Origin of the sequence: Pedobacter sp. N36a, assembly GCF_014472395.1 — a bacterium.
Taxonomy (GTDB): domain Bacteria; phylum Bacteroidota; class Bacteroidia; order Sphingobacteriales; family Sphingobacteriaceae; genus Pedobacter.
The window spans coordinates 331,991-349,469 of record NZ_JACSZW010000006.1; the positions used below are offsets into that span (position 1 = coordinate 331,991).

Annotated in this window: 15 protein-coding genes; 6 read left to right on the plus strand and 9 right to left on the minus strand. The window is 39.7% G+C overall.

Features of this window, described 5'->3' with window-relative positions; translation table 11 throughout:
- Positions 1-53 precede the first annotated feature (53 nt).
- From H9X96_RS14330 to H9X96_RS14350, 5 genes are all read right to left on the minus strand, one after another.
- Positions 54-731, minus strand: coding sequence for a hypothetical protein (locus tag H9X96_RS14330; RefSeq protein WP_187666947.1), 678 nt, complete (start codon positions 729-731; stop codon positions 54-56).
- A gap of 81 nt (positions 732-812) precedes the next feature.
- Positions 813-1,592 (minus strand): enoyl-CoA hydratase/isomerase family protein, encoded by a 780-nt coding sequence (locus H9X96_RS14335; RefSeq protein WP_187666948.1) that lies wholly within the window; start codon positions 1,590-1,592, stop codon positions 813-815.
- Between the two features lie 92 nt (positions 1,593-1,684).
- On the minus strand, positions 1,685-3,514 hold the full coding sequence (locus H9X96_RS14340; protein WP_187666949.1) for a ComEC/Rec2 family competence protein: 1,830 nt from the start codon (positions 3,512-3,514) through the stop codon (positions 1,685-1,687).
- 3 nt (positions 3,515-3,517) lie between these two features.
- The gene (locus H9X96_RS14345; RefSeq protein WP_187666950.1) at positions 3,518-5,530 is read right to left on the minus strand and encodes a helix-hairpin-helix domain-containing protein; all 2,013 of its coding nucleotides are present in this window, start codon (positions 5,528-5,530) and stop codon (positions 3,518-3,520) included.
- 80 nt (positions 5,531-5,610) lie between these two features.
- Positions 5,611-5,946, minus strand: coding sequence for a MerR family transcriptional regulator (locus tag H9X96_RS14350; protein ID WP_187666951.1), 336 nt, complete (start codon positions 5,944-5,946; stop codon positions 5,611-5,613).
- A gap of 118 nt (positions 5,947-6,064) precedes the next feature.
- Between H9X96_RS14350 and alaS the strand changes: the two genes are divergently transcribed.
- Positions 6,065-8,767 (plus strand): alanine--tRNA ligase, encoded by a 2,703-nt coding sequence (gene alaS, locus H9X96_RS14355; RefSeq protein ID WP_187666952.1) that lies wholly within the window; start codon positions 6,065-6,067, stop codon positions 8,765-8,767.
- Positions 8,768-8,852: 85 nt separating this feature from the next.
- Here the strand turns inward: alaS and H9X96_RS14360 are convergent, their stop codons facing one another.
- Both H9X96_RS14360 and H9X96_RS14365 read right to left on the minus strand, forming a co-directional pair.
- On the minus strand, positions 8,853-9,098 hold the full coding sequence (locus H9X96_RS14360) for a hypothetical protein (protein WP_187666953.1): 246 nt from the start codon (positions 9,096-9,098) through the stop codon (positions 8,853-8,855).
- 78 nt (positions 9,099-9,176) lie between these two features.
- Positions 9,177-9,608, minus strand: coding sequence for a VOC family protein (locus tag H9X96_RS14365; RefSeq protein ID WP_187666954.1), 432 nt, complete (start codon positions 9,606-9,608; stop codon positions 9,177-9,179).
- Positions 9,609-9,753: 145 nt separating this feature from the next.
- Between H9X96_RS14365 and H9X96_RS14370 the strand changes: the two genes are divergently transcribed.
- On the plus strand, positions 9,754-10,410 hold the full coding sequence (locus H9X96_RS14370; protein ID WP_187666955.1) for a VOC family protein: 657 nt from the start codon (positions 9,754-9,756) through the stop codon (positions 10,408-10,410).
- A 2-nt stretch (positions 10,411-10,412) separates the two neighbouring features.
- Here H9X96_RS14370 and H9X96_RS14375 read toward each other — a convergent pair whose 3' ends face one another.
- On the minus strand, positions 10,413-11,729 hold the full coding sequence (locus H9X96_RS14375) for a sensor histidine kinase KdpD (protein WP_187666956.1): 1,317 nt from the start codon (positions 11,727-11,729) through the stop codon (positions 10,413-10,415).
- 122 nt (positions 11,730-11,851) lie between these two features.
- Between H9X96_RS14375 and H9X96_RS14380 the strand changes: the two genes are divergently transcribed.
- Complete coding sequence (locus H9X96_RS14380) at positions 11,852-13,708, plus strand: ATP-binding protein (protein WP_187666957.1); 1,857 nt, start codon at positions 11,852-11,854, stop codon at positions 13,706-13,708.
- Between the two features lies 1 nt (position 13,709).
- On the opposite strand, the gene H9X96_RS14385 is transcribed toward H9X96_RS14380, so the two are convergent.
- A complete protein-coding gene (locus H9X96_RS14385) occupies positions 13,710-15,098 on the minus strand; it encodes an MFS transporter (RefSeq protein WP_187666958.1) in 1,389 nt (462 codons plus the stop codon).
- A gap of 131 nt (positions 15,099-15,229) precedes the next feature.
- On the opposite strand from H9X96_RS14385, the gene H9X96_RS14390 reads away from it, so the two are divergent.
- The 3 genes from H9X96_RS14390 (at position 15,230) to H9X96_RS14400 (ending at position 17,459) form a co-directional block, all read left to right on the plus strand.
- Positions 15,230-15,721 (plus strand): Lrp/AsnC family transcriptional regulator, encoded by a 492-nt coding sequence (locus H9X96_RS14390; protein WP_187666959.1) that lies wholly within the window; start codon positions 15,230-15,232, stop codon positions 15,719-15,721.
- Between the two features lie 285 nt (positions 15,722-16,006).
- Positions 16,007-16,444 (plus strand): MarR family winged helix-turn-helix transcriptional regulator, encoded by a 438-nt coding sequence (locus tag H9X96_RS14395; protein WP_187666960.1) that lies wholly within the window; start codon positions 16,007-16,009, stop codon positions 16,442-16,444.
- Between the two features lie 19 nt (positions 16,445-16,463).
- A complete protein-coding gene (locus H9X96_RS14400) occupies positions 16,464-17,459 on the plus strand; it encodes an NADP-dependent oxidoreductase (protein WP_187666961.1) in 996 nt (331 codons plus the stop codon).
- The last annotated feature ends 20 nt before the right edge of the window (positions 17,460-17,479 follow it).

Sequence of the window (17,479 nt, forward strand, 5' to 3'; positions counted from 1 at the left end):
GAAAATATAAAATCTGAGGAAAAAAATAAGGCTTCTAAACATTTTAGCGAATGCTATTGACCTCCACCTTGCATTTGCAGAATCTCTTCCATCGTTTTCACTTCGTATCCTTTAGGAACATCTAAGTTGAAAGGACCAGTTTTTTCTTCTACCAGACTTTTTAAAGTGGCTGTAGATTTTACACCTCTATTGAAGCTGGTAAATTTAACCGGAGTACCTTTAACACCGATGAAATCACGGCCTACTAAACCTGCAGGAAGTTCAATGTCGTTGGTTGACCATAATTCATAACTATTACCTTTGTCGTCCTTATAGGTATATTTCTCAGTGTTATAGTTTAAGATCATTTTCTTCTCTCCAGTAGCTTTGAAATCACTGAACTTAGGATTGTTTTCTTTCTCTTTTTCGTAATCTGATTTAGTCCCCTTTACCGCAAATTGCATTTGTGCAACTGGCACATCAATCAGGACCAAAGAATTTAGATCTACAACGTTAGCGAGCACAGTAATAGTAGCTGGACCCTGCTGCATTTCCATTCTCGATATGTTGCCGTTGAACTTGATTTTAGATTCAGTAGGAAGCATGGAAGCCATAGGCTCTTGTTCGGGAGTAAGTGCATACTCCATTCCGAAAGTAAGCGTTCCTTCGGTGATTTTCTTTTGAGCGTTTGCGAAGATGGCTGAACTTACAAGAATTGCAGCTAAAACTCCGGTTTTGATAGATTTTAACATATAATAGTTTTTAGTGTTTGTGCTAATTTAATACGTGCTTGTATTGATTTAGTATCTGTGCGGATAAATTGAATGATTTAATTACCATTGTATTTTCTCTTTGCTGATAAAGGCAGCAATACCTTTTTTGAAATCTTCACTGTCCCTCACTCTGGCATTGATCTGAACCGCCAGAGACAGGCAGCTCTCTAGTTGAGGGTTGGTGGTCTGTCCAATCAATTGCTTTGTTACCATTAACGAATTCGCGGAAGTTTCCGTACACAAACTTAGTGCAAATTCTTTTACCTTCTGACGAATGTCCTCCTTGTTTGTTACAAAAGTGATCAATCCGTAGTCAAGTGCCTGTTTTGCATTGAACAATTCTCCTGTTAACAGGATTCTTTTGGCAATTGTTTCAGATGTTTTTCTAATTAAAAAACAGGAAACAATCGCAGGAACAAATCCGAGCTTTACTTCTGTATAACCGAAATTGGCTTCCGGTACTGCGAAAGTAATGTCGCAAACAGTAGCCAGTCCGCATCCACCGGCAATGGCATGCCCTTCTACCTGGGCAATCACTACTTTAGGTAAGTAATAGATGGTGGTGAATAAGCGCTTTAAGTTTTCAGAATCGGCCAGGTTTTCCTCATGGCTGTTTTGCTGGAGCTGCTGTAAATAAGCAAGATCGGCTCCTGCGCTAAAGGTATTGCCGTTTGCTTTTAAAATGATGACTTTCACCTCATCGTCTTCGGAAGCCTCGATTAATGTTTCCCTAAGCAGCGTAACCAGCTCCGGATTTAAAGCATTCCGCTTTTCCGGGCGATTAATTGAAATGGTGGCAATGCGTTGCTCAACAGAATATAAAACTAATGGCGCTGTCATAGGATCTGGGGATAAATTTCTTTTACTTTTCTACTCAAAAGTAAATAAAAAGCAAATCATTGTGGTTAAAAGGTGTGGAAATCAATGAAGAACTAAGGAGGGACTGGAATGATTTTTAAAAATCGGATTTGATGGTAGTCCATTACAGGTTGGATGAAATATTGAAAGGCATCGTCTTCTTGTTTTAAAAGAGTGTAAACAGTGGCGTGTTGCGCAAAAACATATGCAATAGCTTTATGTTTTGGGATCTGAAAACGGATGATTTCCTCTTGTTGGTATCGGAGGACTGCCGTTCTGCTCAGTGAAAATTGTAAGGGTAAGAAAAAAGCGAAAGCGGTAATCAATAGCTTCGAGCTGCCCTTTACTAGCGCCATTATACCTAAAGCTAAAAAAATCGATAATAGCCATAATTCTATTTTACTGATCCAAATTCCTGATAAACTGGAATATGGAATGGCCGCAAGGTATTGCAGACCAGCGTTGTTAAATTGAATCAACCAGCTGACTATAGGAGTAAGGAAATCCAGGCCTGGAATCAGCACTAAAATCCCAAAGTACATGAGTAAGGTGATGGGAATGAGAATAAATAGGTTGCTAAGCAGGAATAAAAAGGGAAATTGGTGGAAGTAATAAATAGACAAGGGAAAGGTGAAGAGCTGTGCTGCTAATGACATCGAAATCATCCCCCATAATTTACTTGCCCATTTATTTTGTATAGGCCAGCAATCCTGTAATTTTGGCTGTAAATATAAAAGACCAAAAACAGCGAGAAAGGAAAGTTGAAAGCCAACATCCCAGATTAAAAAAGGATCATGTAGCAGCATAGCAAAAGCAGCGAAGGATAAAATGTTGTATTTATTTGCTGGTCTGGAGTACGTTTTTCCAACTAAATATATGGAGATCATAATCACGGAGCGCAAGACGGAAGGTGTGCATCCGGTTAATAACGCATAAAACCACAATAGGCCAAGAATGAGAAATAGCTTCATATATTGCCAGTTTTTCTTTTGGTTAAGGAAAGCGAGGATATAGTTTAAAATGAGATAAATTAGCCCTACATGCATTCCTGAAACCGATAAAGCATGTATGGTACCCGTTTTGGAATAAACGGCAAATGTTTCTTTGCTAAGGTCAGCCCTATAACCGAGGATCAGCGTAGAGGCCAGGGCCACTGCGGCATTGTCCTGGAGCAAGGCTTTGTAACGCTCTACCTGTTTTGTTCTGAGGGCAATTGCATATTTAAATAGCCAATTTCCAGAATTGAGACCGAGTTTCATTACTTGATTTTGTAATAAAAAACTTTGGTGTCTAATATTTTGCGCGGCCAGCCAGCCCTGGTAATCGAACTCTGCAGAGTGAAACGATGGATTGATTTGGGTAAAGCTGGCAGGCATCAGCAGCTCATCTCCGTAGTTGATGGCTAAGGGCTGTTTGAGATTTAGTTTAACCGCGGTCATCATTTTTCCAGATGCCGTTTTGGTCTTTAGCGGTTGAGAAGCAGAAAATCGACCTCTTTGTTGTCCTTGCCTCTCAGTAAAAAAAGCCGACAGGGCCTGGCTCTTAAATCTAAGGATACCTCCTTTTTGATAGGGTTCGTTCATCACCCTGACTTTTAGATAAAGGTTAGCTGATTTGGAGAAATCATCTGGCTTTAAGTCGTCTTGGTGATGGTAGCACAATAGACCACCGAAAAAAAAGAAAAAAACTTGAAAGAGCAAGCCAGTTCCGGATTTAAAGTGGTACGCTTTAATGCTGATGTAATAATTGTTCAGCAGGAACAGCAGGCTGAGCAAACCTAGATTGAGACCGATCAATAAAGGGAGGAATCCGGCATATTTAAAATGATAAAAAATCAGCACTCCCAAAGTGTAGGGTAAGAGAATCCTGGGGAATACTTGTTCCGGTTGCTTTGAAATATCCATGTCTTAAAATTGAAGACGGATTAATAATTTAACTGCTGATTTTATATTTCCATTAATTTCATCCAGCCCGGAACTGATGACTTGCTGATGAGGGTAATAATAGAGGTCGTAGCGGCTCCAGAGGTCTAGCTTTCTCCATAAACGGTACCTGAGGTTTAAAAAACTGCGTATACCCTGACCATAATATCCTCCGGAGCCCGAACCATGTAATACATCCGCTTCGTAGGCATAAATTCTGGACTGATAAGAAGGAGTGTTAAAATAGGCAAGCCGAATGTTTCCTGATATTTTGGCACGCATGGGGGTATAATAAAGATCCTGATAAATAAGGTATCCGAATTCTTTCAGCAGTTTTCCTTTTTGATATTGAATCAGCTCTATCCTTTGTGAAGTGCTGAGTTTTTTATGGAACTTCCAATGTCCATCTAATCTGAAACTGGTGTTCCATAATTTTTCTAGAGAACGTACCCTATTTGCTGCTGCAGGATTTTGCTGTTTTCTTTCGGTTTTAAAGCGGGCAGTGAGTTTAAACTGTTTAGTAGGGGTATAAACCAATTGTGCCAGTGTTTCATAACCAGCGGAAGCAGTATCTACCCGGTATTTCTTTTCCGGGAACTTAAAATAATCCAGGTATAGGGCGAATTTCCAATGCGGATGCGGTAAGTAATTGATGCCAAAATAAAGCCCTTTTTCATTGCTGCTTGTCGTGTTTTCTCCAACTGCCTGACTAAAGAAATTTGCGTAATCTTTGTCGTATTTTCGATAAAGCAGCACCAGGGAGACAGATTTGGAGAGGTTGGTCATCGCGCCTTGTATTCCTGCCCATCCTCCAGGAAAACTTTTCGCCAGCTCTCCATAAAAGTAAATATTTTGAAAAGCGATATTATAGTGGAAGCCGATGCTGCTGAGCTTTCTCCCTTCAAAACTATATTTTTTATAACTGCCGCTGTCTCTTGTGAAAGTCTGATCAAAATGGGTTTGGTAGCTGGAAATTCCTATGTTTATGGAGTTGCTGAGGTACTGTAAAGTGGCGCCGTATACTTCCTGACCAAGACGCTTCCTATTCCTGATTTCAGCGGCATTGCGGTGCAGTCCACTTTCAGAAATACTGGTTAAAGTATACTGACCGTTTCGATCGGTTTTTAAACTTGCATCACGTTTTCTAAAAGAATAGAAAGGGGTAAAATAGAGATTTTCTGGGAATTTCAGTGTACTGGCAATGCCCCGGAAAAAGGTGCTTTCATTCGAGGAAGTATAAGGTTTTAAACCCAAATCTTTGCTGGCTACGCTAGTCACATCAGGTCCTTTTCCCAATGAATACCCAGACCAAAGCGTCAATCCTTGTCCGAATTGTAGGGTATAATCTCCGATGACCAGCTTTTGAATACTTCGGTAATTGAACAGGGCGAAATTTCCGGAAACAAAATCAATAGGTACCTGCTTTGTACCGATGGTTTCGCCAGCATCCTTTTTCATGAGCAGGGAAAATGCACCAATTTTAGGGTACTGGTATTTGTAACTCAATAACAGCTTGTCGGCAGAACCCCGGTACCTGCTCCCTGGTAAATCACGGAAGCCTTTTTGCCGCTCAAGTGTTCTGCCATATCGAAATAGTATTTGCTGTTCTGCTTGCAGGTAAAGGTCTTTAAACTTTAAGGAGGTAAAGCGGTTTACTGGATGAAGGGTCACAAATGGAAGAATTTTGTCAATCGTGATCAGATCGAAACCGGAAATAGACTGTAGTTCCAGCAGATCCAATAATTTTCCATTGACCAATAAGTGCTCAAAAAAGCTGCTGATCTGCAAAGGAGATAACCAGAATAGTTTCTTCAGCTCTTCAGCATTCGTATGGTTCAGGTCTATGGGATGCTTTCTGAAAAAATCAAGCTGTTCTTCGAAGGCAGAGAGATCCTCTTCTTCTTTTCCATTTTCGGCCAGGTTTTCCCTGAGCTGCGTCATCTGTTCTTCTTCCTGTGCCCGGGCAGGAATGCTGGCATAGCCGAGCAGAAGTATCATACAGAAGAATAGTGAGTAGGACATCATAATGCCTAATCACTATATTATTTGTTTAATAAAAGAATAATTTAATTTTTAAATTAAATCTCATCGTTTAACTTTAATAAGAAGTCTTTTAATTTCTCCAGAGAAGCGATGATCTTTTGGTTTTCCTTTACTTCAGAAGTATTGTTTTTTAAGTGCTCCTTGGCACCTTTAAGGGTGAAACCCTTATCATCTACTAGGTGGAAAATGATCTTTAGATTTTCAATGTCTTCAGGAGTGAATAAACGGTTGCCTTTTTTGTTTTTCTTAGGCTGCAGTACATCAAATTCTTTCTCATAAAAGCGGATCTGAGATGCATTTACGTTAAACATTTCGGTCACCTCGCCCATCGTATAATACATTTTATTAATTTCCCGTTCTTTGTAAGGCATAGTTTGATCTTGATTATTAGTGGTTTACGGAATTTATATAAAGTGTTCAAATGTAAAGGGATTTTAGTAGAATACCGCAATAAAATTTTAATTTTGTTCACCACTAATAAGGAGAAGGATGACAGCTAAGGAAATCAGACAGGCATACTTAAAATTTTTTGAATCAAAACAACATCATATTGTTCCATCTGCACCAATTGTAGTAAAGAACGACCCTACTTTGATGTTCACCAATGCGGGAATGAACCAGTTTAAGGATTTATTTCTTGGTGAGGCACCGATTAAATATCCGCGTGTAACAGATACACAACGTTGTTTACGTGTTTCTGGTAAACACAATGACCTGGAAGAAGTAGGTATTGATACCTATCACCATACCATGTTTGAGATGTTAGGGAATTGGAGCTTTGGAGATTACTTTAAGAAAGAAGCCATTTCCTGGAGCTGGGAACTTTTAACAGAAGTATACAAAATCCCTAAGGATAAATTATATGTGTCCATCTTTGAAGGAGACGAAAAAGAAGGATTGCCAAGAGATACAGAAGCTTACGAACTTTGGAAACAATTTGTTCCGGAAGACCGCATCATACTAGGAAATAAAAAAGACAATTTTTGGGAAATGGGCGATATGGGACCTTGCGGTCCTTGTTCAGAAATCCATGTGGATTGCCGCTCAGCAGAAGAACGCGAGGCAGTAAGCGGAAAAGACCTTGTGAATGCCGATCATCCTCAGGTGATTGAGATCTGGAACAATGTATTCATGCAGTTCAACCGTCTTAAAGATGGTTCATTACAACCTTTACCAGCGCAGCACGTAGATACGGGAATGGGATTTGAGCGTTTAGTTCGTGTGTTACAGGAGAAATCTTCTAACTACGATACAGATGTTTTCCAGCCAATGATTCAGGTGATCGCTAAACATTCTGGTGTGGAATATGGTAAAGAGGAGAAAACAGACATCGCCATGCGCGTAATGGCAGATCATATCCGTGCGATATCTTTTGTAATTGCTGATGGTCAGCTGCCTTCAAATAATAAGGCCGGGTATGTGATTCGCCGTATCCTTCGTCGTGCAGTAAGGTATGCTTATACTTTCTTAAACCTGAAAGAGCCATTTTTGAACCAATTGGTACCAGTCTTGGCTGAGCAGTTTAAAGGTGTTTTCGATGAGCTTTATTTACAGCAGGATTTTGTACAGAAAGTAGTATTGGAGGAAGAAGTTTCCTTCCTGAGAACTTTGGCTACAGGGATTCAACGTTTTGAGAATTTCACGAAAAAACAAGGAGAGTTGTTGATGTCTGAAAATGCGATTGAATCTGAGAAATCATTTGATGACAATTGGGTATATAGCATCTTAAAAGACCAGATGGTCATTCCTGGAGAATTTGCTTTCGAACTGAATGATACTTATGGATTTCCGATAGACTTAACTGAGCTGATGGCCAGAGAGAAACGCTGGCTGGTGGATATGGAAGGGTATAATAAAGCATTAACCTTACAGAAAGAAAGATCAAGAGCTGCAACTGCAGTAGATACCGGCGACTGGATCATGGTGAATGCTGATTTGGAAACTGATTTTGTAGGTTATGATGATTTTGAAGTAGAAACAAAAATTATAAAATACCGTAAGGTGAATGCGAAAGGGAAAGATCAATACCAGATTGTATTGAGCAAAACACCTTTCTACGCAGAAAGTGGCGGACAAGTTGGTGATACCGGCAGATTAGAAGACCATAGCAGGTTGTTCTTTGTCGAAGTTACAGATACCAAGAAAGAGAATGGTGTGATCGTTCATTATACCGATACTTTACCAGAAGATTTAGATGGTTTATTTTGGGCCGTGATAGACGAAGACAAGCGTTTATTATCTCAAGACAACCACACTGCAACTCACTTACTGCACGCTGCTTTGAAAAAAGTGCTGGGCAGTCATGTGAATCAAAAAGGTTCCCTGGTAAATCCTGATTACTTACGCTTTGATTTTTCTCATTTCGCGAAGATCAGCGAAGAAGATCTGGCGCAGATAGAGCATCTGGTGAATCAAAAGATCAGAGAGAATATTCCATTGAAAGAACAAAGAGACGTGCCTTATGATCAAGCCATTTCAAGTGGGGTAACCGCTTTGTTTGGAGAAAAATATGGTGATTTTGTACGCGTCATTACTTTTGATGACCATTATTCTAAAGAACTTTGCGGTGGTACTCACGTAAAGGCTACCGGACAAATTGGTTATTTCAAGATCATCTCCGAAAGTGCTGTTGCTGCTGGTGTGAGACGTATTGAAGCGATTACAGCAGATAAAGCGGAAGCCTTTATTTTAGAACAAAATAGAGAACTGAATGAACTTAGGGCCTTGTTAAAAGGGAATAAAGACCTTAAAGCGGCAGTATCTTCTTTATTGGAAGAAAATGCCAAGCTTAAAAAAGAAGCGGAAAAAGCAGTAGGAGAGCAAAGTGCTAACCTGAAACATGAGATCGTTCATCACCTGAAAACTATTCATGGTGTAAATGTGATTGCTACTCATGTAGATCTCCCGAACGCAGATGCAGTTAAAAATCTGGCTTTCTCTGTGAAAGATCTGGTAGACGACCTGTTATTGGTGTTCACCACCTTAATCGACGATAAACCTGGTATTACAGTGATGCTTTCAGAGAACCTGATTAAGAGCAAAGGTTTAAATGCCTCTAACATTGTTAGAGAGCTTGCCAAGGATATCCAGGGTGGTGGTGGTGGTCAGCCATTCTATGCAACTGCAGGTGGTAAGAACAAGAACGGCTTAGCCGCAGTTTTAACTAAAGTAGAAGCGCTGATTCCAGCGTAAATTATTTTGCCGAAAGGTAAAAAATCCTATGAAAGGAGCTTTCTTTATAGATAGCTCCTTTTTTTATTTTGATCAGGAGGAATAGTCAAATAGAATCCTTTTTCGGGGCAATTCCCTTATCAACATCTAGTGTAAAAGATGCTTCCGAAGCATCAAATGCTTGTTTGAGTAAATCAATTGGCGGTTGTTCAATCTCCTCCTCAGTAGGTTGGTCAAAATTTTCATCAAATCCATTGGAGTGAATGTCTTTCTGACTTTGTTGATCGTCTGCTTCTGAATTTAGAGCATCATCTAGAGGAACATTGTCTTCTGGGTTTTCTGGGATAGCCATAGTTTAATATTTAAGTATATAGGCATAACAGTATATCTTTCAGCTTGTTTCATCAATGCAGGCAAAATTTAAGAAATACTAGGCTTCCGGCGAGTGAAATACCAATGGGAATCCATCGGGATCTCTAACATATAATGCTTTATAACCGTAGGAAGTATGGGATGGCGTTGTCACATCTACGCCACTGGACTGTAGGTATTGGTAAACATGCTCTAGTTCTGAACAGTCAAAGTGGATAGACATGTCATGACGTTCCAGCCAATCATGAGCTGTTGCGGGTTTGGGGCAGGTTTTTTCTCCACGGGGTTCCAGCAGCAGTTCGATCCCATTTAAACCCAATCGCGCCCATTGGAAATTATCCGGTTTTTCTGGAGCTTCAGAAGTTTCGATAAGATCAAAACCGAGTAAGTCCCGGTAAAAACGTACGGATGCAGGCATATTGAAAACCGAAAGTAAAGGTGTAAATCCCTGTATTTTTATCGGTTTTACTGAAGTCGTATCATTTGACATAAATTTCTCCTTTTTGCTGGTTAACAGATCATTCCATTAAGGTAATAGAATATTTGGAATCGAACAATGATCTATGAATTATTTATTGTGTTATATTTCCTAACCATTATGTCTTAGCTTTGTTTTGTACAAAAAGCTACGTGTTATGGAGATTAGAGAATTACAGATCATTACAAATCAGTTAGAAGAAACGGAAACGTTTTACAACCAAATATTAAACATCCCTACTCAAGATAAAAGCGAAAATCAGCGGTCTTTTGTTATTGGAAAAACCAAGTTGTCATTTGTATTGGGATCGGAAGATCATCCGGTATATCATCTTGCCTTTGATATTCCTAAAAATCAGCTGATGGAAGCTTATCAATGGCTAAAGCAAAGCACCTCAATCCTCCCGGTAACACCAGAAACAAACTTTTCGAACTTTGAATTGTGGAATTCAAAATCCTTCTATTTTCATGATAATAACGAAAATCTTCTGGAACTGATCTGCCGTTACGACCTAGATAATGAATCTACTAAACCTTTTGATGGGGCCTCTATACTGTGCGTTTCTGAAATCGGACTGGTATCAGATGATGTTCCTTTTCTGGCAGAAACTTTAATGAGCAAATACAGCCTGGATATTTATGAGAAACAGCCGGCACAGGATGATTTTACCGTTTTGGGAGATGAACAAGGCTTGTTAATCTTGGTAAATGAAGATAGAAACTGGTATCCTACCGCTCAAAAAGCAAAACCTTTTCCAGTGAAAATGATTTTAGACAATGGAACGGGAGTACCCCAGGAACTGAGTTTCTCTTAATTTTAAGTATGGATATGAAGGGGGAGGGACACATAAAAAACTGTTCCTTCGCCTTTTTGGCTTTCAAACCATATTTTTCCTCCTTGGGCATGAGTGTATTCTTTACAAAGGAATAGCCCCAGGCCAATCCCTTTTTCATTATCAGTACCATACGTAGATTGGGCTTTCAGCGAAAATATCTCTGATTTATTCTCTTCAGAGATTCCATTTCCATTATCGCGAATTGCAATCAGACAATCTTTTCCATACCTGCTGGCATTCAGTTGTATCCATCCATCGGAAGGTGTAAACTTGATTGCATTGCCAATAATATTCCTTACAATAAGCTGTAGCATGTGTACGTTCGAAAATAATTCCAGGGAAGTATCTATATCCACGGTAAACGTGATTTTCTTTTCTTTGGATGCCGCTTTTTGAATCATGATCACAGAATTTAACGCCTCATGCAATTTATTAATTTCCATCGCTGTCTTGCCATCGTTAAGTTCTGCCCGGGACCAGGAAAGCATATTGTCCAGCATTTCTTGAGTGCCACTGAGCGCATTGGTCAATTTTCTATCCATCATTTCTTTCTCTTCTATGCTGAGGATGTCCATTCGGAAGAGCTCCATATAACTTTGTATGGAAGCCAATGGGGCACGAAGATCGTGGGCAATGATGGAGAAGAACTTGGACTTTTCATAGTTCATCCGCTCGAGCGCCGCAGTTTTCGCAGCAGCATCCTGTTTTTCTTTAAAATAAGCGGTTTTAAGGTAAAACAGACCTAAAAAGGTGACCAGAATAGTGATGATATAGGTGGAGGCGGTGTCTGCGAAAAACGCCGCTCTGTCCTTATAGGCCTCCTGAATATACCCTGGGTTTTTGTATTCGAAAAATAGCAATCCCAATCCTGTGGTCATACAAAGTATAGCCCACAGCCAATACTGACCTCTGGGAGAGATGATCATGATCATAAAGAAAGCTATGGATAGATTCAGCAAAGAGGGGCCTTTTATTCCATTATTTAGAAAATAAATGCTCCCTAATGCCAATAAGATTATCAAAGAGGATAAGATAATACTGTATTTAAACTTCTTTTTGAATCTGGAAAGATAATAAGTAAAACACAGTACCAGCAGTAAGAAAGCAAATAAGGCAGCAATAATTCCCATTCCATTGTAGTAATTAAAAGGCACACCATACCCTATAATTAGGATGGCAAGGAGGCAGATCGCATTAAAAATCTGGTTTTCAGGGTTGAAATGCATGCTTGGCCCTATTAATACATAGACCAGTCTCTTTAAGCCTTCGACAATGCGGGAGATCATTTCTGGTATCATTACCTAAAAATAAGCAAAGTATTTGATGATGTGGAAAATAATAGCGCTATTAGGAATCATTTTGAAATATGCATTGCAAGTGATTCGTGGTATGAGTCTTGTAGATGGTAAGACATTAGATTATGGAACAATTAGTTGAACTGCCTGTTGCCTTTTTGAATATTTACGAAAGCCTCCCTGGACTTTATTTAATACTATCACCGGAACTGGTGGTGATTACTGCCAGTGATGATTATTTGAAAGTACAAGCGCTTAAAAGGGAGGAATTGAAAGGTAAAGATATATTTGAACCAGGTCTTTTGCCGGTGCTTCATCATATTTTGCAGACGAAGCAGTGTTATCAATTGCCTGTTTTGAAGGTAGAACTGCCAGATCCTAAACTTAAAGACCAGAGTATTTCCAGATATTGGGATACCAAATACACACCTTTCTTCGATGAAAATGGCATTATTCAGTACATTATTCAGTACAGTTATGACGTCACAGATTTAATATCCGCAAGGAATAAAGTAGAACAGCAGGAAAAAGAAATCGGCGCGAGTGAAAAACACCTGGAGTTTTTATTGAATAGTATGCCTCAGCAAGTTTGGACTGCAAGTGCTACCGGTATCATCAATTATGTGAATGAAATCTGCTGTAGAGATTTCGGTAAAACTAGAGAAGAGTTGAGAGGTGAAGGATGGCAATCATTTGTCCACCCGGACGACCTTCCAGTTTGTATCAGGGCCTGGAGTTATGCACTGGGACAAAATTCGGAATACAGTGTGCAGTTTCGCCTAAAAATGGCTGATGGACAATATAAATGGCATTTGGGAAAGGCCATTCCATTGATCGAAAGTGGGGAATTGAAAATGTGGATGGGGACAAATACCAATATTGATATTCAGAAATCAAATGAGCAGCGGAAGGATGAGTTTTTAGCAATAGCCAGTCATGAGTTGAAAACCCCATTGACCTCCATAAAGGCCTTAAATCAATTGATGAAACGATCAAATGATCCTGAAAAACTACATGATTTTGTACAGAAATCTGCCAGTCAGATCTCTCGTCTGGAGCAGTTAATTGCTGATTTATTGGATGTAACCAAGATCAATTCTGGAAATATGACCTTTGAAAAAGGTACTTTCCATTTAAGTGAAATTATGGAAAGGGCGGTTCAAAGCATTCAGGCAGTGTCGCCAGCACATGAACTATTACTGGAGCACAATATCGATGTTTCTTATCATGGAGATCAGCTAAGGATTCAACAGGTCTTGATTAATTTTTTAACAAATGCCGTTAAGTATTCACCAAATGGCGGAAAGGTGATCATTAAGGGGAAAGTGCAGTCTGACAACCTAGTGGTTTCCGTACAGGATTTTGGAATAGGGATAGCTGATTTTGAAATGCAGCGGTTATTTGAGCGTTATTATCGGGTGGATAATGAAGATCTACGTTATGAAGGATTAGGCTTAGGGCTTTTTATCTGTTCGGAAATATTGAAAGCCCATCAGGGTAGTTTTTGGCTGGAAAGTAAGTTAGGAGTTGGTTCTACATTTTATTTTCGGCTTCCTCTAAAAGCACATACAGTGGTGCCGCAAGCGGAAAGACATCAGCTATATGAGGATGACAATCTGAGGGTTTTTTATAATAAATTGCAGCACCGTATTGACGCCAAATGGACTGGTTTTCACAATGGAGAATCGGTACAGCATGGAGCAATGGTAATGATGGCCATGTTAAAAGCCAATGGATGTACGAAAATCTTAAACGATAACCGAGAGGTATTGGGGACCTGGTCAGATGCTTTAGAATGGGTAGGTAAAACTTGGTTTCCTATCGTGGAAAAGGCAGGATTAAGGCATTTTGCATGGACCAATTCGGCTGATATGCTATCTCAGTTTTTTACTAAAAAACGTGAAGATATCGCTATTGGAGGTGTAGTGGTGCAATTCTTTTCAGAGATCCAGTCTGCGGAAGACTGGATCAATAGTAAGTAACTTATTGTCCGGCAAGGGAAGGTCTGGGAACCGAAACGTGTCTTTTTGTATAAGATGCCAGCCAAGCCAGGGCAGCAATCGCATACGCACACAAAACTAGGATCGAGATGGTACTCACTGAATTGCCGGATTGATGACTGCTGATGAATAAAGAAAGTATCGATAGTCCAATGCCACCACCCAGAAAATAGGAGGTTGAGGCTAGGCTGGATGCCAGTCCGTAATGCTGTGGTGGAATACCCTGTACAGAAATCACCGATAAACTGGTATAGCAGATCGTCATCCCTAATCCAGACACACAGCATGCAGAACATAATAATAAGATCAGGTTATGGTCCATCAGTACAGAAGCCAGTAAAAATCCTGCACCACCTACCATTAAGGACATCCCAAAAACACCGGTTTGCCAGACGTTCAATCTTCTCATTAAAGGAGGAAGTACAAACTTCGCGAATAAAGCAGAGATGATACTGAATGGAACCAGGGTTACACCTGCTTTCGCTGCACTGAAATTCATGTCTTTTTGAATTAGTAAGGACAATAGGAACATGTATCCGGTAAAATAAGCGCCAAGTAAAAAGAATACGCCAATACCAGTAGTGGTTGCTTTAGAACGGAATAGAGACACATCTATTAAGGGTTCTTTTTGAACTTTCAATCTGTGCTGAATGATTTTAAAACCAGTAATTACCGCTAGGGTCAGGCCGATCAGCATCAGATAATGTTCGCGGATTCTGCCTAGTTCATGAACGCCATAACTCAGCATTAACAATACTAAAACCAACAATACACCTGATAATAAGTCTGGACGCGATTTTGATTTCGTCAATTCATCTGGTGCCAGGTAATGCCAGGCAAGGCTAATAATGACCAATAAAACAGGTACATTAATGAAGAAAATCCAATGCCAGCCCCAAAAAGTAGTGATAATTCCACCTAAGGCTAGTCCGCTGCCTGATCCGATGGCTGCAAATGAGCTGAAAATACCGATGGCTTTTGCACGTTCTCGGGTTTCGGTGAAAGTATGGGTTACAATGGAAAAAGCGGATGGCATGATCAATGCGGCACCAATACCCTGTGCGGCACGGAAGAAAGCCAGCATTTCAAAAGAGCTGGAAAGACCTGCACCTAAAGAAGTAATCAGGAATAATGCAGAGCCCGCCATGAAAATATTTTTCTTTCCTACAAGATCAGATAATTTACCCCCGATGATCAAAAATCCTCCATATAACAACACATAGAGTGTTTGCAACCATTGTACTTTGTCGCTGCTCAGTCCGTAATCAGATTGGATAGATGGAATGGCAAGGTTGACAATGGCAATATCCAATGCTTCTATAAAAATACCAATAGAAGCAATGGCAAGGATTAAGTTTTTTCTTTGAGTCATAAAAGTAATGGGGGAAATTTTCCTTACAAAGGTAACTTTAGTAACACAGACTAAAAATAAGTTCTGCTTATTTAGAACAAACGATTAATATTTATTAATTTGACAGAACAAATGCGTTATTGATCTTAAATATGCCTCCTCAAACAGAACAAGTCCGCCAGGCCCCGCTGCTTTTAGATAATAAAGATTATGAAATCATGCGGTTATTGCAGGAAAATGCAAAGCTCACGATCCGGGAAATCGCTTCTCAAGTGCACTTGAGCCCAACTCCAACCCACGAAAGGATCAAAAGGATGGAGCGGGAAGGAGTGATCAGGAAATATGTGGCTTTGCTGGACAACCGAAAAATCAATAAAGGCATCATCGTAATTGTACAGATCTCGCTAAAAGTTCACAATAAAAAAGCAGCTCAGGAATTTATAGATGCCGTATTGAACTTTAAAGAAGTGACGGAATGTTACAATATATCCGGAGATTTCGACTTTATGCTCAAGATCGTGACGGAAAGTATGGAAAGTTTTCATTCTTTCTCTATGAACAAGCTCAGTGAAATCCCAGGAATTGCACAAACGAAGAGTATTTTTGTGATGGACACCATTAAAGATACCCATCACCTGCTGTAAAAATACGTTTATGCGTAGTGCAGGGCTTCTATTGGATCTAATCTGGAGGCATTATTTATTGGAGATCGTATGATCTCTCTTTCTGAACAGCATAAGGAAGCGTTTAATTCTTACCTTAAAAAGTGGCTTTAAATCTTTTTAATAGTGTTTTTTATATTCTGTGTTGCGTTTTTATAGTTTTAAAATGACATTCTGAAAGCAATTTTCTTTTTATATCCCTTGGAATTATCATCCATGGATGATAATTTTGTATCAGTCCTTAAGGCTGAAAAAAAATACTGAAATATGAAGATAGAAGAAGAATTAAAACATCAATTTCTGACGCCCCAGCAGCGGGCTGCCACGAATATTATTTTTACTTCTAACTGGATTTTGAACAAGATCGCTGTTGCGTTAAAACCAACTGGCTTATCGCTGCAGCAGTTTAATGTGCTGAGTATTCTACATGGTCAGGAGGGGCAGACTGCAACTGTTAATTTGATTAAAGATCGTTTGATAGATCGGATGCCTAATGTTTCCAGATTGCTGAACAAATTAATGGACAAAGGTTTGATTGTTAAAGAGCGCAATTCGTTGGATCAGCGTGTGGTGTATGTGAGGCTGAGTCCTGAAGGGCTAAAGTTAAAAACGGCAGCCAGAGCGATTATTGATCAGGGGGTGCTCGACCTCAATAGTGAAGATGCTGATGTGCTGAATGACTTATTGGAGAAATTAAGAAAATAAAATTGTAAAGAAAATGGCTATGAACAAAGTAATTCTTTTGAACGCAAGACCGGTAGGAAAACCGGTAATGAGTGATTTTAAATTTATAGAAGAAGCGATGCCTGTGGCCAGTGATGGGCAGCTGCTCTTGAAAACACAATACGTTTCTGTAGATCCGTATTTGAGGGGCAGAATGAATGACTCGGAATCCTATGTTCCACCATTTGAGCTGAATAAACCGATGTCATCGGGTATAGTTGCAGAAGTAATAGAGAGTAAATTGACAGGTTTTGCAAAGGGAGACTTTGTTTCCGGGAACCTGGAATGGAAAGAATACCAAAGCCACAATGGCCAGGGATTAATCAAAGTTGATCCTAAAGCAGCAGATTTAACTGCTTATTTAGGGATTCTTGGAATGACAGGCTTGACAGCTTATTGCGGTTTACTGGAAATTGGGAAACCAAAAGCAGGGGAAACCATTGTCGTTTCTGGCGCTGCCGGTGCTGTTGGAACGGTAGTTGGTCAAATTGGTAAGATTTTAGGTTGTAGAGTAGTAGGCATTGCAGGTACTGATGAAAAGGTAGCCATGCTGAAATCGAAGTTCCACTTTGATGAAGCCTTCAATTATAAAACGACGACAGACATGACTGCAGCTGTCAAAGCCGCTTGTCCAAATGGCGTAGATGTATATTTTGATAATGTTGGTGGAGCGATCTCTGATGCGGTATTGGCAAATATCAATAGGTATGCCCGTATCCCCGTTTGTGGTGCCATTTCATTATATAACAATACCACAAAAGATGTTGGTCCTCGTATTCAAACTACGATGGTGATCAAAAGTGCCTTGATGCAAGGTTTCATCGTATCCGTATTTGCTGATAAATTCCAGGAAGCAATTGCGCAGATGAGTACTTGGTTGAAAGAAGGTAAATTGACTTATGCAGAAACAGTAGTGGAAGGATTTGATCAGATTCCTCAAGCCTTTATGGACCTTTTCGAAGGTAAGAATGAAGGTAAAATGATCGTTAAGGTCTAATTCAATGTCCTGCAGTAATT

Bases quoted from the DNA above. Each gene is read 5' to 3' on its own strand.
- H9X96_RS14330 (WP_187666947.1), bottom strand. From the start codon at position 731: ATGTTAAAATCTATCAAAACCGGAGTTTTAGCTGCAATTCTTGTAAGT.
- H9X96_RS14350 (WP_187666951.1), bottom strand. From the start codon at position 5,946: ATGCCTTACAAAGAACGGGAAATTAATAAAATGTATTATACGATGGGC.
- H9X96_RS14380 (WP_187666957.1), top strand. From the start codon at position 11,852: ATGGAACAATTAGTTGAACTGCCTGTTGCCTTTTTGAATATTTACGAA.
- H9X96_RS14400 (WP_187666961.1), top strand. From the start codon at position 16,464: ATGAACAAAGTAATTCTTTTGAACGCAAGACCGGTAGGAAAACCGGTA.
- H9X96_RS14365 (WP_187666954.1), bottom strand. From the start codon at position 9,608: ATGTCAAATGATACGACTTCAGTAAAACCGATAAAAATACAGGGATTT.
- H9X96_RS14375 (WP_187666956.1), bottom strand. From the start codon at position 11,729: ATGATACCAGAAATGATCTCCCGCATTGTCGAAGGCTTAAAGAGACTG.
- H9X96_RS14360 (WP_187666953.1), bottom strand. From the start codon at position 9,098: ATGGCTATCCCAGAAAACCCAGAAGACAATGTTCCTCTAGATGATGCT.
- alaS (WP_187666952.1), top strand. From the start codon at position 6,065: ATGACAGCTAAGGAAATCAGACAGGCATACTTAAAATTTTTTGAATCA.
- H9X96_RS14345 (WP_187666950.1), bottom strand. From the start codon at position 5,530: ATGATACTTCTGCTCGGCTATGCCAGCATTCCTGCCCGGGCACAGGAA.
- H9X96_RS14335 (WP_187666948.1), bottom strand. From the start codon at position 1,592: ATGACAGCGCCATTAGTTTTATATTCTGTTGAGCAACGCATTGCCACC.
- H9X96_RS14395 (WP_187666960.1), top strand. From the start codon at position 16,007: ATGAAGATAGAAGAAGAATTAAAACATCAATTTCTGACGCCCCAGCAG.
- H9X96_RS14385 (WP_187666958.1), bottom strand. From the start codon at position 15,098: ATGACTCAAAGAAAAAACTTAATCCTTGCCATTGCTTCTATTGGTATT.
- H9X96_RS14370 (WP_187666955.1), top strand. From the start codon at position 9,754: ATGGAGATTAGAGAATTACAGATCATTACAAATCAGTTAGAAGAAACG.
- H9X96_RS14340 (WP_187666949.1), bottom strand. From the start codon at position 3,514: ATGGATATTTCAAAGCAACCGGAACAAGTATTCCCCAGGATTCTCTTA.
- H9X96_RS14390 (WP_187666959.1), top strand. From the start codon at position 15,230: ATGCCTCCTCAAACAGAACAAGTCCGCCAGGCCCCGCTGCTTTTAGAT.